General features: G+C 67.9%; 14 protein-coding genes and 1 tRNA gene. 7 read left to right on the top strand and 8 right to left on the bottom strand.

Going from position 1 to position 13966, the window contains the following annotated elements; translation table 11 throughout:
* Window positions 1–7: 7 nt before the first annotated feature.
* Window positions 8–841 carry a presqualene diphosphate synthase HpnD gene (gene hpnD / locus KU887_RS10225; RefSeq protein WP_006488013.1) on the bottom strand — a complete coding sequence of 278 codons (834 nt, stop codon included), beginning with the start codon at window positions 839–841 and terminating at the stop codon, window positions 8–10.
* Window positions 842–1076: 235 nt separating this feature from the next.
* Between hpnD and KU887_RS10220 the strand changes: the two genes are divergently transcribed.
* Both KU887_RS10220 and KU887_RS10215 read left to right on the top strand, forming a co-directional pair.
* Window positions 1077–1163: transfer RNA gene (locus KU887_RS10220), tRNA-Leu, on the top strand.
* Window positions 1164–1355: 192 nt separating this feature from the next.
* A complete protein-coding gene (locus tag KU887_RS10215; RefSeq protein WP_048989283.1) occupies window positions 1356–1649 on the top strand; it encodes a hypothetical protein in 294 nt (97 codons plus the stop codon).
* Between the two features lie 107 nt (window positions 1650–1756).
* Here KU887_RS10215 and KU887_RS10210 read toward each other — a convergent pair whose 3' ends face one another.
* The 5 genes from KU887_RS10210 to KU887_RS10190 form a co-directional block, all read right to left on the bottom strand.
* Window positions 1757–1987 (bottom strand): hypothetical protein, encoded by a 231-nt coding sequence (locus KU887_RS10210; protein WP_006487995.1) that lies wholly within the window; start codon window positions 1985–1987, stop codon window positions 1757–1759.
* A 111-nt stretch (window positions 1988–2098) separates the two neighbouring features.
* Window positions 2099–3208: a class II histone deacetylase gene (locus KU887_RS10205; RefSeq protein WP_006488011.1), complete on the bottom strand. Its 1110-nt coding sequence runs from the start codon at window positions 3206–3208 to the stop codon at window positions 2099–2101.
* A gap of 14 nt (window positions 3209–3222) precedes the next feature.
* Window positions 3223–4431, bottom strand: a complete 1209-nt coding sequence (locus KU887_RS10200) for an MFS transporter (RefSeq protein WP_258250047.1) — start codon at window positions 4429–4431, stop codon at window positions 3223–3225.
* A 21-nt stretch (window positions 4432–4452) separates the two neighbouring features.
* Window positions 4453–5499 (bottom strand): porin, encoded by a 1047-nt coding sequence (locus KU887_RS10195; RefSeq protein WP_006496345.1) that lies wholly within the window; start codon window positions 5497–5499, stop codon window positions 4453–4455.
* On the bottom strand, window positions 5496–5669 hold the full coding sequence (locus tag KU887_RS10190; protein ID WP_006496346.1) for a hypothetical protein: 174 nt from the start codon (window positions 5667–5669) through the stop codon (window positions 5496–5498). The genes KU887_RS10195 and KU887_RS10190 overlap by 4 nt, the downstream gene beginning before the upstream one ends.
* Window positions 5670–5801: 132 nt before the next feature.
* Here KU887_RS10190 and KU887_RS10185 point away from each other — a divergent pair, with 132 nt between their 5' ends.
* Window positions 5802–6947 (top strand): helix-turn-helix transcriptional regulator, encoded by a 1146-nt coding sequence (locus KU887_RS10185; protein ID WP_048989286.1) that lies wholly within the window; start codon window positions 5802–5804, stop codon window positions 6945–6947.
* A gap of 107 nt (window positions 6948–7054) precedes the next feature.
* A complete protein-coding gene (locus tag KU887_RS10180; protein WP_058901553.1) occupies window positions 7055–8053 on the top strand; it encodes a 2-dehydropantoate 2-reductase in 999 nt (332 codons plus the stop codon).
* 190 nt (window positions 8054–8243) lie between these two features.
* On the opposite strand, the gene KU887_RS10175 is transcribed toward KU887_RS10180, so the two are convergent.
* Both KU887_RS10175 and KU887_RS10170 read right to left on the bottom strand, forming a co-directional pair.
* Window positions 8244–8693, bottom strand: coding sequence for a MarR family winged helix-turn-helix transcriptional regulator (locus tag KU887_RS10175; RefSeq protein WP_058901552.1), 450 nt, complete (start codon window positions 8691–8693; stop codon window positions 8244–8246).
* A 62-nt stretch (window positions 8694–8755) separates the two neighbouring features.
* Entirely contained in the window at window positions 8756–9901 is a 1146-nt protein-coding gene (locus KU887_RS10170) for a glycerate kinase (protein WP_258250046.1), read from the bottom strand.
* Window positions 9902–10292: 391 nt separating this feature from the next.
* Here KU887_RS10170 and tig point away from each other — a divergent pair, with 391 nt between their 5' ends.
* The 3 genes from tig (at window position 10293) to clpX (ending at window position 13868) form a co-directional block, all read left to right on the top strand.
* Window positions 10293–11639, top strand: a complete 1347-nt coding sequence (tig, locus tag KU887_RS10165; RefSeq protein WP_006489335.1) for a trigger factor — start codon at window positions 10293–10295, stop codon at window positions 11637–11639.
* Window positions 11640–11779: 140 nt separating this feature from the next.
* Entirely contained in the window at window positions 11780–12433 is a 654-nt protein-coding gene (gene clpP / locus KU887_RS10160) for an ATP-dependent Clp endopeptidase proteolytic subunit ClpP (protein ID WP_006496351.1), read from the top strand.
* Between the two features lie 163 nt (window positions 12434–12596).
* Window positions 12597–13868, top strand: a complete 1272-nt coding sequence (gene clpX / locus KU887_RS10155) for an ATP-dependent Clp protease ATP-binding subunit ClpX (protein ID WP_006489345.1) — start codon at window positions 12597–12599, stop codon at window positions 13866–13868.
* Window positions 13869–13966: the final 98 nt, after the last annotated feature.

Genomic DNA, 13966 nt, shown 5'->3' with positions numbered 1-13966 from the left:
GCGCGGCTCAGCGGCGGCGCGCGGCGCGCCACGCGATCCACAGCTTGCGGATCGGCGTCAGCGCAATGCGCTGGTGCAGCACCTGGTAGCCGTCGCGCGCGATTTCGTCGAGCAGCGCGCCGGCCAGCGCGATCTGCGCGCGCAGCGTGCGCTGTGCACGGCGTTCGGCGGCGGGAATCGCCGCACCGGCCGCCGCGAGCGCGTCGCGCGCGCGGGTCGTCTGGAATTGCAGCAATTCGGTGAAGGCCGGGCTATAGCGACGGTTCAGCAGATCGGCGGCGGTCACGTTGTAGCGCTGCAGTTCGTCGATCGGCAGATAGATGCGGCCGTGGCGTGCGTCGTTGCCGAGTTCCTGCACGAATTGCGCGAGCATCAGCGCGCGGCCGACGTCCTCGGCCCACGGCTGCGGGTCGGTCGGGTCCGCCGAGCTGGCGCGCGCAACCAGCGACGCGAAGGTGCCGCCGACCTGCGCGATATAGCGCTGCAGGTTCGCGAAGTCGAGGTAGCGCGCCTGTTCGAGGTCCATCCCGTAACCGTTGACGAGCGTGCGCAGCGCATCGGCCTCGGCGGCGATCGCCGGGTGATGCTGTGCGAGCGCCTTCGTGACCGGGTGCGACGGTTGCCCGTCGGCGAGTGCCGCGAGTTCCTTGTGCCACCACGCGAGTTTCGTGTGTCCGACGGTCGGATCGCTGGTTTCCTTGACGGTTTCCTCGAGTTCGCGGCGCAGCGCGAACAGCGCGGTCAGGCGCGGCTGCGTGGCGAGCGGCGCCTGGCGCAGCGCGTAGTAGACGCTGGAGCCTGCGGGGGCGGCCTTTTGCTGACAGTAGTCGTCGAAGTTCACGGGCGAAATCGTGTGGGGCGGGTTCGGGGGACGCGCGGCGGCGCGCTGCCGAAACGTCGAGCGCGGCATTCTAGCACCGCGGCACGACGGGTGCCGGCAGGGCGAGACAAGGCCGCACGGATCGGGTAGAATCTCGCGCTCGCCTGATCGGGCGTGCCGGTTTTCGGGCCGGCGTGAAGTCCCGGGCGCGTGGAGCACGCATCTTGCGTCCCGCGCGGTCAGGCGACGGAAATGCGCGTGAGTGGCGAAATTGGTAGACGCACCAGGTTTAGGTCCTGACGCCCGCAAGGGTGTGCCGGTTCGAGTCCGGCCTCACGCACCAGAAGTCGAACGAGCCCCTGTCAGGGTCTCGTTCGCGAAAAAGCGCTGCCGGTCGGCTGACCGCAGCGCTTTTTTATCGTCCATTGATGCCGGTTTCCTCGCCAGGCGTCCGCATTCGCCCGAAAAAACGCCCGCGTGTAATATCGTGCTCACTTTTCATACAAGAAGCACCACGACACCCGAGGGGCCGCCGATGAAACACACCGTCCGCAATCCGATTTTCGTTCTGGCGCTGATGCTCGCCGCGCCGGCCGTCGCCAATACGCCCGCCGACAATGTCGTCTGGAGCGCCAAACCGGTGAAGACGGTCGCATCGTCGTCGGCGTGCACGGCGTACTCGGGACGGGCGATGTCGAGCGGCGAGCCGCTGTCGACGGAGGGTGTGCTCAAAGCGCTCGGCACGTCGCTGGCCGGCGCCGCGCTGGGCGCCGTCGCCGGCGGATATCAGGGCGCAGTCCCCAATCCGTGCCAGCGTCCGGGCCTGTGACGCGCGTGCAGTCGAATCGCCGGGCGCACCGCTTCAACTGACATGCCCGGCTCGACAAACCTCCCCGCGCGTCGCACGACCGCTGCGCTTCGTCGTTTCCGGCGCGCCTATTCCCAGAAGCTGCGGATCGCGACGGCCACGATCACCGGTACCGAGAACACCAGCGGAATCGCGAAATACTGCGCTTCGCGATCGACGACCCAGCTATAGATCACCCACGCCGCACCGATTGCGAACGTGATGAGGCCGACCGTCACGGCGGCGATGTTCAGGGCCAGCTTCGACGGCTGGCGGCGCGTTTTGGCGTTGTCGTTGTTATCGCGCGGGGACGATTTCATCGGAAGAGTGTGGCCTCGGGCCGGAACAGGGGTAAAGCCACAGGAAACCCCATCCGCACGGATCGCGCAAGGGCCGGCGCGGGCCGGCCCCGTCACGCCCGTTCCCGCGCGTTACAACCCGAACGACGCGGCCAGTTCGTCGAGCAGTTCGCGCTGGAACGCGACGAACCGCTCGCCCGGCTGCTGCGCGATCGCCAGGTCGAGCATCGGATCGGCGACCTCGGTGCGCACGCCTGCCAGTTCCTCGACGATCGCGAGCCCGCAGAACGGCACGTACGCCTCCGAATAACCGCCTTCGTGAACGATCACGAGCCGCCCGCCGCAATGGCGCTGCGCGGCTTCCTTCACCGCGCGCGTCATGAACCGGTAGCTGTCGGTATGCAGCTGCATGCGCGCGAGCGGATCGACCGCGCTCGCGTCGAGGCCGCTCGCGATGACGATCAGCTCGGGGCGGAAGCGCGCGAGCGCCGGCAGCACGATCCGCTCGAACGCATACCGGTACGCGTCGTCGCCGCTGCCGGCGAGCAGCGGCACGTTCAGGTTCGCGCCGATGCCCGCGCCTTCGCCGCGATCGTCCGCGCCGCTGTAGCCGGGCGGGAAACAGCGGTCCTGGTGCAGCGAGATCGTCAGCGTATCCGGATCGTCGTAGTAGATCGACTGCGTGCCGTTGCCGTGATGCACGTCCCAGTCGATCACCGCGACACGCTCGATGCCGTGCTTCGCGCGTGCGGCCTCGATCGCGATCGGGATGTTCGCCAGCATGCAAAAGCCCATCGGGCGGTCGCGCAGGCAGTGATGGCCGGGGGGCCGCGACAGCGAGAACGCATTCGCCGCGCGCTCGCCGACCACCGCATCGACCGCCGCGATCGCGAGGCCGGCCGACAGCGCGGCGATCTCGTAGCTGCCCTTGCCGAATGGCGCGAGATCGCCGAGGTCGCCGCCGTTCGCGTCGCTGAGGGCGCGGAACGCGTCGAGATAGTGCGCCGGATGAATGCGCAGCAGGTCGGCCGTCGTCGCGGGCGCGGCGCCGCGCAGGTCGAGCTGCGCGGCGAGGCCCGACGCCTGTACGAGCGACAGGAAGCGGCGCTTCGAATCGGGCGATTCCGCGTAGCCGGCGCTAGACGGCGGCTGGACCCAGCCGCCGACCGGGAAGAACAGCGCGTGCGTGCCGCCGGTATGCCAGAAAGTGCGTTCGTCGGTGAAAAAGGCAGTGCGATTCATGGAGGCGTGACCTGTCACGGTTGGGAGGAAACGGAAGGGCGTGCGCGGCGATCGATGTGGCGCAGCGCGGCGAACGACACGATCGCGACGGCCGTCGCGGCCACGAACAGCGTGCGCATCGTGCCGCCGGCGTCGAGCATCAGGCCGGCCAGCAGCGGGCCGGCGGCGAGACCCGCGCCGATCACGAAATTGAGCGTCGCGACGAGGCGGCCCGACGTGTCGATCTGCGCGACCGTCGCGAGAATGAACGGCAGCACGAAGGTCCATGCAAACTTGAACGCGAAGATCGCCGCGCTGTAGCCACCGGTATGACGCATCGCGGCGAGTGCGACGAGCGACGCCGCGAGCAGTGCGTAGCCGGTCGCCAGCATCGCGCGGCGCGCAAGCCGGCCGCCCGCGCACGAGGCAAGCGCCGCGCCGGCGATCCCCATCACGCTCGCGATCGCGAGCACGTTGCCGGTCGACTGCGGATCGAGCCCGGCCTCGGCCGCCGCGCGGCTCGCGAACGTCCATACGCTGCCGATCGCGAGATAGAACGTCAGCACCGCGCCGATGGCGAGCACGACGAAGTGTCGCGGCGTTTGCGGCGCGTCGCCGCGTGCGCTGGTCGCAGCCGCGGCTCGCGTGCCGAGCGACGGCGAAAAGCCGCGCGACAGCGGCGCCGCGAGCAGCGCGAGCCCGGCGAGCGCGACGTACAGCGCACGCAGCCCGAACGCGGCGAACACGTGCGGCAACACGAACAGGCCGATCGCGCCCGCGATCAGCTGGCCGACGACCCACAGGCCGTACACGCGGTCGCTGTTGCTGCTCGTCGCGGCGCTCGTCATGCAGAGCACCATCAGCGAGCCGCCGCCGAGCGCGGTGACGGCGCGCAGCGCGAGCAGCACGGCAAAGCCCGGCATCCACAGCGCGGTCAGCAGGTTGCCCGCGCCGAACAGCGCGATGGCGAGCGCCGCGATGTGGCGCGCGTCGACACGGCCGAGCCACAGGTACGACGGCACGGTCGCGAGGCTGAACGCGCCGAGTTCGACGAAGAAGTAGGTGCCGATCTGCGACGCGGACAAGCCGAGCTGCGTCGCGAGCTGACCGGCGACGGCGGGCGCCACGAGCAGCAACAACGGTGTGATGGCCGCGAACACGACGAGCGCGACGAGCGTCGAGCGCGCGAACGGCGACGCGTGGCCGTCGGGCGAGAGGGCGGCATCCGGGGACAAGGTCTTCATGGCGGGGTCTCGTGGAGGGAATCAGAACAGGTGGTACATGCCGACCATCGCGCCGAACTGCGACGCGCCGGCAAGCGGTGTCGGGTCGTATTCGTAGACGGTCTGCGAGCTCTGGCCGCTGTTGCGCGCATAGCCGAGGTTCACGTACGCGACGGTGCGTTTCGACAGCGCGTAGGTGGTGCTCGCGATGAACAGCGTCGGGTGGCCGATCGCCGGCGTGCGCGAATCGGTGTGGTACACGCCCGCGTTCAGGCCGATCCCGTTCGACGCCAGGTAGCGCGCGCCGCCCCAGACGATCGTGCGCGCCGCGTCGAGGTCGCCGGTCAGGCGTTCGACGCCGGCATAGACGGTGAGCGGCAGCGTGGCGAACGCATAACGCGCGGCGAGCGTGCCGAGTTCGCGACGCCGCGCGGACGCGTCGTCGGCTGCCGATACCTCGCCGTGCGCCTGGTGCAGCACCGCGCTGACCGACAGGCCATTGCTCGTGTACTGCCCGCCGAGCTCGAGCACGCGTCCGGCGCGCGTATTGCCGGCGACGCCGGAGGTCGCGGCGAGCGCTTCGACGTCGAAGCCGGCGAACGTCGGCGACTGGTATTTGACCGAGTGATCGATGAAGTTCGCGTACATCGGCACGAGCACGCCCTGGCCGCTGTACGACCCGTACCAGAGCGGGTCGTAGAACAGCGTCTTGTCGAACAGCACGCTGAACTGGCGGCCGAGCGTGACGGTGCCGACCGGCCCCGCGAGGCCCACGTATGCGCCGCGGAAGAACGCGTAGCCGGGCACGGTCGCGGTGCCGTCGTTGAGGTTGAGGCCCTGTTCGAGCTTGAACAGCGCGCGCCAGCCGCCGCCGAGATCCTCGTGGCCCTTGATCCCGACCTGCGAAGGCAGGATGCCGTAGTTCTGCAACCGCACGGCCGAACGATGCCCGTCGGCGTGCGTCAGGTATTGCACGCCGGCGTCGAGCGCGCCGTACAGCGTGAGGGCGGACTGCGCGTGCGCGGCGGCGTTGCAGGCGGCCAGCGTCGCGGCGGCCGCGGCCGTGCGGATGAAGCGGGGTGTCGTCACGTGGGGTTCTCCATACCGTGCTGCATCGGTTTGTCGTTGGTGTTGTCGCGACGCAGTGTCCGCAGCGGGAAAACAGTCGAACAGTCGTCCAGATGAACGGTGCGGAAAACCCGCGGTGCACGGCATGTGCGCCGCGCGATGCCGTCGCGCGCCGTGCTGCGCAGCAGCAACGGGCGGCGCACCGTTCAAATGGATGGGGCTGGCGCGCGTTCCGGCGCCGTGGCCCGCCAAAAAAGCCGCTGGCTATAATCGGCCGGTGTCGTTGCGCACATCAGCAGCCCGACCGGGCAGGGGAGCGGAAGGTGAGGATCACGACGGATATCGGGCAGGATCTCGACGCGCTGCGCGACGTGCCGGCCGCCATCGTCCTCGACGAGTTCGCGTGGCCGCCGCTGCCGTCCCGGCGCGCCGACTTCGACGGCGTCACGCGCGGCGACGCAGCGCAGCGCGAACTCGGGCTGATGCTGCTCGACCTGTACGCGGTGGCCGCGCAGTCCGGCATCGGCGAATTCGAATGCCGGTTCTTTTCGCTGCTGCAGGCGCTCATGCCGTTCGATGCGGCGTGGACGGGCGTCGCGACCCATGTGCCGACCGGCCCGGTGATGCACAACAGCTTTTTGTACCGGTTGCCGCATGCGTTCTTCACCGACTGGAAGCGCGTGCGCGATTGCGACCCGCTGGCGCACCGCACGTTGCATGGCGCGCACGGCCGCGCGGTGCGGCTGACGGTCGTCGAGCCGGGGCTCGATGCGCGGTTTCGCGACTGGTGCGTGAAGTACGGGCTCGCGCAGCTGATGTGCGTGTGTACGCTCGATCGCCGCTTCGGCCTGACGACGTTCATGTCGATCTACCGCCAGGGCCTGAACCGGCCGTTCAGCGACGACGACGCGCGACGTTTCGAGGAAGTGATCCCGCATCTGGCCGCCGCGCTGACGATCAATCGCGCGGCTCAACTCACGCGCGAGCGCGCCGACACGGTCGCGCCGGCAGCGCGGGCGCTGTGCGACAACTTCGGGGTGCTGCACCATGCCGATCACGGTTTCGACGACGTGCTGCGCACCGAATGGCCGTCGTGGGCCGGCGCGCGCGTGCCGGAGCCGCTCGTCGCACACCTGCGGCGCCAGTCGGGCCAGCCGTTCGTCGGCGACGCGCTGCGCATCCAGTGCGTGCCGGTCGCGGGGCTGTTCCAGATCGAGGCGCGGCCGCGCTCGCTGCTCGACCGGCTGAGCCCGCGCGAACTCGCGGCGATCCGCTATTACGGCGCCGGGCGTTCGCACAAGGAGGTCGCGCAGCAGATGGCGATCTCGCCGACGACCGTGCGTCACTACCTGCGTTGCGCGTACCGCAAGCTCGGCATGCACGACAAGAGCCAGATCGCCGGCGTGCTGGGCGCGACGGGCGGCGCGACCGACGACGAGGCGGTGGAAGCCGGCGGCGTGCCGCGCTGAGGCGAACGCACGCGTGGGCCGCGCGGTGCGCGGTACGCTGCCCGAATGGTTGTGCCCGCAACCATTGAGCGTTATGCTCGTCAGCTTCCAGGAGACGGAATGCCATCATGAACGACACGAATTCAGGGTCGGTGCGCGCGGCGGTGGTCGGCGTCGGCGCGATCGGCGGTCTGCTCGCGGCCGCGCTGTCGCGAGCCGGCATGACCGTGAGCGCATATGCGCGCGGCGCGACGCTCGATGCGCTGAATACGCACGGCGTGCGCGTGATCGACGAGGCGGGCGCAATCTCGTCGGTGCCGGTGCGCGCCAGCGACGATGCGGCCGCGCTCGGCGTGCAGGACTACGTGGTGATCGCGCTGAAGGCGCAGGCGCTGCCCGCGCTGGCCAGGCGCATTGCGCCGCTGGTCGGGCCGGACACCGTGATCGTCGCGGCGATGAACGGGCTGCCATGGTGGTTCACGCACGGGCTCGGAGGCGCGATCGACGGCGTGCCGCTCGATGCGGTCGATCCGGCCGGCGCGGTGTCGGCCGCGTTGCCGCCGGCGCAGGCGATCGGCTGCGTCGTGCACCTGTCGTCGAGTACCGACGCGCCCGGCGTCGTGCGTCGCGGGCGCGGCAACCGGCTGATCGTCGGCACGCCCGATCCGCGGCTCGACATGGCCACGGCGCGGTTCGCCGCGGCGCTCGCGGCGGGCGGTTTCGACGTTGAGTCGACGCGCGCGATCCGGACCGAGATCTGGACGAAGCTGTGGGGCAACATGAACATGAACCCGTTGAGCGCGCTGACCGGGTCGACGGCCGAGCAGTTGCTCGACGATCCGTTCACGCAGGATCTCGCGCTGCGGATGATGGAGGAGGCGGCCGCGATTGGTGCGAAGCTCGGCCTGTCCACCGGGATGAGCGGCCCCGAGCGGATCGCGGTCACGCGCAAGCTCGGCGCGTTCAAGACGTCGATGCTCCAGGATTTCGAAGCGGGGCGCTCGCTCGAGATCGGGCCGATCCTCGGCGTGTTTCCGGAGCTCGGCCGCAAGCTTGGCGTGCCGACGCCGTATTGCGACGCGGTGCTGGGGTTGTTGCGCCAGCGCGCGACGAACAGCGGGTTGTAGCGCGACGAGGCCGCTGAATACGCGGCCGCCGGCCGATAACGCGGCAACGCGCGCTTCACGCGATGCCGCCGCATGATGCAAAACGGGCCGCCCGGATCGCGCATGACGCGACTCGGCGGCCTGTCTGATTCGTCGGATCAATGCTGCGCGCAGCACCCGGCCATCGCGCGATGCCGGGCCGGCGCGCGGCTCAGTCGTCGCGTTCGGTCGCGTGCGCGACGACCTTGTCGAGCAGCCGCTCGAACGTCTGGCGCTCGCTGTCGGACAGGCACGCGAGCAAGCCGTCGTTCCACTTGCGCACGATCGGCATGATCTTGCGATGCAGCGCCCGGCCGTCGGTGGTCAGCGCGATCAGTACGATCCGGCCGTCCTCGTCGCTCGCGCTGCGCTCGAGCAGCCCCTGACGCAGCAGCGCTTCGGCCGCGCGGCTCGCCTGGCTCTTGTCGAGGTTGGTGTGGCGCGCGAGCTCCATGATCGAGAACGGGCCGAATGCGCCGACGGCGGCGATCACGCGCGCCTCGGGCAGCGAGATGTCGAGCTTGTGCCGGTACACCTCGCCGATCCCGCGGTCGGAGCGTTTCGTGAGCGCATGGAGGCGATAGGTCAGAAACTGATCGAGCCCGGCTTGACGGCCTTTCATGTCGAATCCTGAAGAAAAAGGGCGGGCCCGATTGTTCCTGTATCGCGCGCTCGGGTCAACGGTCAGTGTGCACCGTACTTCAGGCGTGTCAACTGTTCCGCTTCGTTCGCGAGCAGATCGGCCGCATCGCGGATCGCGACGTCGAGCGTGATCGGCCCGGGGGCCGGCGAAAAGCAGCCGGAGAAATGCTCGGACAGGCGCGGCAGCGCGGCCGGGTCGACCGCGCCCGACAGCAGCGAGGCGGGGACGCCAGCGGCCTGCGCGTGCCGGCACGCGATGAACGGCGCCTTGCCGTGCAGCGTCTGAACGTCGGAGCGGCCTTCGCCGGTGATCAGCCAGTCGGCGCCGGCGAGCGCGGCGTCGAGCCCGACCTGGCGCGCGACGACTTCGGCGCCGGCCTCGAACCGCGCGCCGAGCATGTGCAGCGCGAAACCCAGGCCGCCGGCGGCGCCCGCGCCGGGCAGATCGCGGCCGCGGCGGTCGAGCGCGGCTTCGAGCAGATCGGCGAAGTGGCCGAGCGCGGCATCGAGGGTCGCAACCTGCGCGGCCGTCACACCCTTTTGCGGACCGAACACGGCAGTGGCGCCGTGGGCGCCCGTCAGCGGGTTGTCGACGTCGGACATGCCGACGAATTCCGTTTCCTCCAGGCGCGCATCGAGCCCCGACGCGTCGATGCGCGCGATGTCGGCGAGCCGCGACGGCACGGGCTCGACCGGCTGGCCGCTCGCGTCGAAGCATTGCAGGCCGAGGCCCGCGAGCAGCCCGGCGCCCGCGTCGTTGGTGCTGCTGCCGCCGAGCGCGACGAAGAAGCGGCGCACGCCGTCGTCGAGCAGCGCGCGGATCGCCTCGCCCATTCCGCGCGTGCTGCGCGCGTCGACCGGCACGCTCATGCCGACCGGATCGGTAATGCCGACGATCTCGGCCGTTTCGACGATCGCGGTGCGCGCATCGATCACGCCGACCGCCGCGTCGCGTGCCGCCAGCGACGCGTCGGCCACCCGCAGCGTGCGCCGCGTACCGCCGCCCGCCAGCATCGCGTCGAGCGTGCCTTCGCCGCCGTCGGCCATCGGGCAGCAGCGCACCACGGCGTCGGGCCGGGCGCGGCGGATGCCGGTGGCGATCGCGTCCGCGACCTGCTCGGCGGAAAGCGAGCCTTTGAACGAATCGGGCGCGATGACGACGACAGGCGCGGACGGGTGTTGCGGCATGGTGTCTCCGGAAGGCGTGATTGGTGTGAAGAATGCGCGGTGAGGCGACGAGCGGGCTCACACGCAATCGGAGCTTACAGGATGGCGGGCCCGTGGTGGATACGCCGTTCGGCATAGCGGCGATCTGCATGCATCGCCGTGCAACGGGCCGTCGACGTGGCGGGGACACACGCGTGTCGCGCAGATCTGGCGGTACGAGGAAAATTGTTTGCTAGAATAGTCGATTCTTCCGGCCAAAGCCGTGCTCCGAGCCGCTTGCGCTAGCCATCCGGCGCGTGCAGGGATGGCGTGGCGCTCCGGCGCGGCGTGCGAGTGCGACGCACCGCACGCTGCAGGCAGGCACGGCAAGGAAAACCCGATTCGCTCGAATAATTTTAGGACGATTGAAGCCATGGCTAACGTTGTTGAGAACCTCGGCAAGCTTGAACGCCGCGTGACGATTTCCCTGCCGAAAGACACCGTGCAGAAGGAAATCGACGCCCGTATCCAGAAACTCGCGAAGAACGTGCGCATGCCGGGTTTCCGCCCGGGCAAGGTGCCGCTCAAGATGGTCGCGCAACAGTACTCGGGCCAGGTCGAAGCGGAAGTGCTGAGCGACAAGATCGGCCAGGAATTCTTCACGATCAGCCGCGCGGAAAACCTGCGCGTCGCCGGCCAGCCGAGCTTCGAGCCGAAGCAGGAGCAGGCTGAGGATGCATACGCGTTCGACGCGACGTTCGAGGTTTACCCGGAAGTGAAGATCGGCGATCTGGCGACGGCTGAAGTCGAGCGCTCGACGACGACGATCGGCGACGCCGAAATCGACCGCACGCTGGACATCCTGCGCAAGCAGCGCGTGCACTTCCACGCACGCGGCGAAGCCGGCGAGCACGGCGACGGCGGCGCGGACACCGCAGCGAAGAACGGCGACCGCGTGACGGTCGACTTCGTCGGCAAGATCGACGATGTCGCGTTCCAGGGCGGCACGGCCGAAGATTTCCCGTTCGTGCTCGGCGAAGGCCGCATGCTGCCGGAATTCGAAACGGCGGCGCTGGGCCTGAAGGTCGGCGAACAGCGTACGTTCGACCTCAAGTTCCCGGATGATTACCACGGCAAGGACGTCGCCGGCAAAACGGCACAGTTCACGGTCACGATGAAGAAGATCGAGTGGCCGCACCTGCCGGAAATCGACGCTGAATTCGCGAAGTCGCTCGGCATCGAAGACGGCGACCTCACGAAGATGCGCGCCGAGATCAAGGAAAACCTCGAGCGCGAAGCGAAGCGTCGCACGCAGTCGATCGTCAAGAACCAGGTGATGGACGCGCTGCTGAAGATTTCCGAACTCGACGTGCCGAAGGCGCTGATCGAGCAGGACCAGCAACGTCTCGTCGAAATGGCTCGCCAGGATCTGGCGCAGCGCGGCGTGCCGAACGCGAAGGACGCACCGATCCCGGCCGAGATGTTCGCCGAGCAGGCCGAGCGCCGCGTGAAGCTGGGCCTCGTGCTGGCTGAACTCGTGAAGGCGAACGGCCTCGAAGCGAAGCCGGAACAGATCCGCGCGGAAGTCGACGAGTTCGCGAAGAGCTACGAAGACCCGAAGGAAGTGGTCCGCTGGTATTATTCCAACCAGCAGCGCCTCGCCGAGATGGAAGCGTTCGTCGTTGAAAGCAACGTCGTCGACTTCGTGCTGGGCAAGGCAAAGGTGACGGACAAGGAAGTGAGCTTCGAGGCACTCGCGAGCGCATCGGCGCAAGCGTAAGTGTTGCTCTAGCGGCGTGCCGGCTGTCGGAGCGACGGCCCGCACGCCGTTTTTACGTCAAGCGCACGGTTGCCATTAATATGGCGATTGAGCGGGCGGCTTCCTTCCGTTCAATTTTCCATTCGAACAAGGTTCATTGAATGATCACTCGCGCTGAATTGCTGGACATGCTTGCTTCGAACGCGCCGCAGGGTTTCGAGGCGCAAGCGCTGGGGCTGGTGCCGATCGTCGTCGAAACGAGCGGCCGCGGCGAGCGTTCGTACGATATCTATTCGCGTCTCCTGAAGGAGCGCCTGGTGTTCATGGTCGGCGAAGTGAACGACCAGACCGCCAATCTCGTGGTCGCGCAATTGCTGTTCCTCGAGAGCGAGAATCCCGACAAGGACATCAGCCTCTACATCAACAGCCCGGGCGGCTCGGTGTCGGCCGGGATGGCGATCTACGACACGATGCAGTTCATCAAGCCGGACGTGTCGACCCTGTGCATGGGCCTCGCGGCCAGCATGGGCGCGTTCCTGCTCGCGTCGGGCGCGAAGGGCAAGCGCTTCGCGCTGCCGAATTCGCGTGTGATGATTCACCAGCCGCTGGGCGGCGCGCGCGGCCAGGCATCCGACATCGAGATCCAGGCACGCGAGATCCTCTACCTGAAGGAACGGTTGAACAACCTGCTCGCGCAGCACACGGGCCAGGACGTCGAGCGCATCGCGCGCGACACCGACCGTGATAACTTCATGTCGAGCGAGGACGCGAAGGCGTACGGGCTGATCGATCAGGTGCTGTTGAAGCGCCCGTGAGCTTAAACGGGGTGCCGCCCCGACTCGCGCGGCGCCCCGCAACGTCCCGAGTGCCCTGAGCATCTGCGGCAAGCGCATCCAGCCGGCTCCGGTCGCGCCCTAGGCGCGGCGTTCGGAGCAATCGGCGTATCATGTCATTTACCTGTCCGGAGGCTCTACATTCATGGCGGACAAAAAAGGTTCGAACAGCGAGAAGCTGTTGTATTGCTCGTTTTGCGGGAAGAGCCAGCATGAGGTGAAAAAACTCATCGCGGGCCCGTCGGTGTTCATCTGCGATGAATGTATCGACCTCTGCAACGAAATCATTCGCGACGAGGCGGCTGCCGCCGGCGTCGAGGCCAGCCTGTCCCGGTCGGATCTGCCGAGCCCGCAGGAAATTCGCGACATCCTCGATCAGTACGTGATCGGCCAGGAGCGCGCGAAGAAAATCCTCGCGGTGGCCGTGTACAACCACTACAAGCGCCTGAAGCATCTCGACAAGAAGGACGACGTCGAGCTGTCGAAGAGCAACATCCTGCTGATCGGCCCGACGGGCTCCGGCAAGACGCTGCTCGCGCAGACGCTCGCGCGGTTGCTCAACGTGCCGTTCGTGATTGCCGATGCGACGACGCTGACCGAAGCCGGCTACGTCGGCGAGGACGTCGAGAACATCATCCAGAAGCTGTTGCAGAACTGCAACTACGAGGTCGACAAGGCCCAGCGCGGGATCGTCTACATCGACGAAATCGACAAGATCAGCCGCAAGTCGGACAACCCGTCGATCACGCGCGACGTGTCGGGCGAGGGCGTCCAGCAGGCGCTGCTGAAGCTCGTCGAGGGCACGATGGCGTCGGTGCCGCCGCAGGGCGGCCGCAAGCACCCGAACCAGGATTTCATCCAGGTCGACACGACCAACATCCTGTTCATCTGCGGCGGCGCGTTCGACGGTCTCGAAAAGGTGATCACCGATCGCACCGAGAAGACCGGCATCGGCTTCGGCGCGACGGTCAAGAGCAAGCAGGAACGCGACGCGGGCGAAGTGCTGCGCGAAACGGAACCGGAAGACCTGATCAAATTCGGTCTGATCCCCGAATTGATCGGCCGCCTGCCGGTGGTCGCGACGCTCGGCAAGCTCGACGAAGCCGCGCTGATGAAGATCCTGGTCGAGCCGAAGAATGCGCTCGTCAAGCAGTATCACAAGCTGTTCGCGATGGAGCGTGTCGAGCTGGAAATCCGGCCGGGCGCGTTGCAGGCAGTCGCCCGCAAGGCGATTCGCCGCAAGACCGGCGCGCGCGGTTTGCGTTCGATCATCGAACAGGCGTTGCTCGACGTGATGTACGAGCTGCCGACGATGAAAGGGGTCAGCAAGGTCATCATCGACGAGAACGTCATCGATGGGGACGGCAAGCCCTTGCTGATCTACGAGGACACGCCGAAGGTGGCGGGTTCGAACTGACCGGCTTGCCGACGATGTTCAGCGAAAAAGGCCGTTCATGAGTCCGTGGGCGGCTTTTTTTCGTTTATCTTGTGGGTAACTCTGACTCGACACGCGGT

Origin of the sequence: Burkholderia sp. EMB26, assembly GCF_024730645.1 — a bacterium.
Lineage (GTDB): Bacteria > Pseudomonadota > Gammaproteobacteria > Burkholderiales > Burkholderiaceae > Burkholderia > Burkholderia cenocepacia.
The sequence above is the reverse complement of the archived record's forward strand: the minus strand, read 5'-3'. Positions and strand labels throughout refer to the sequence as shown.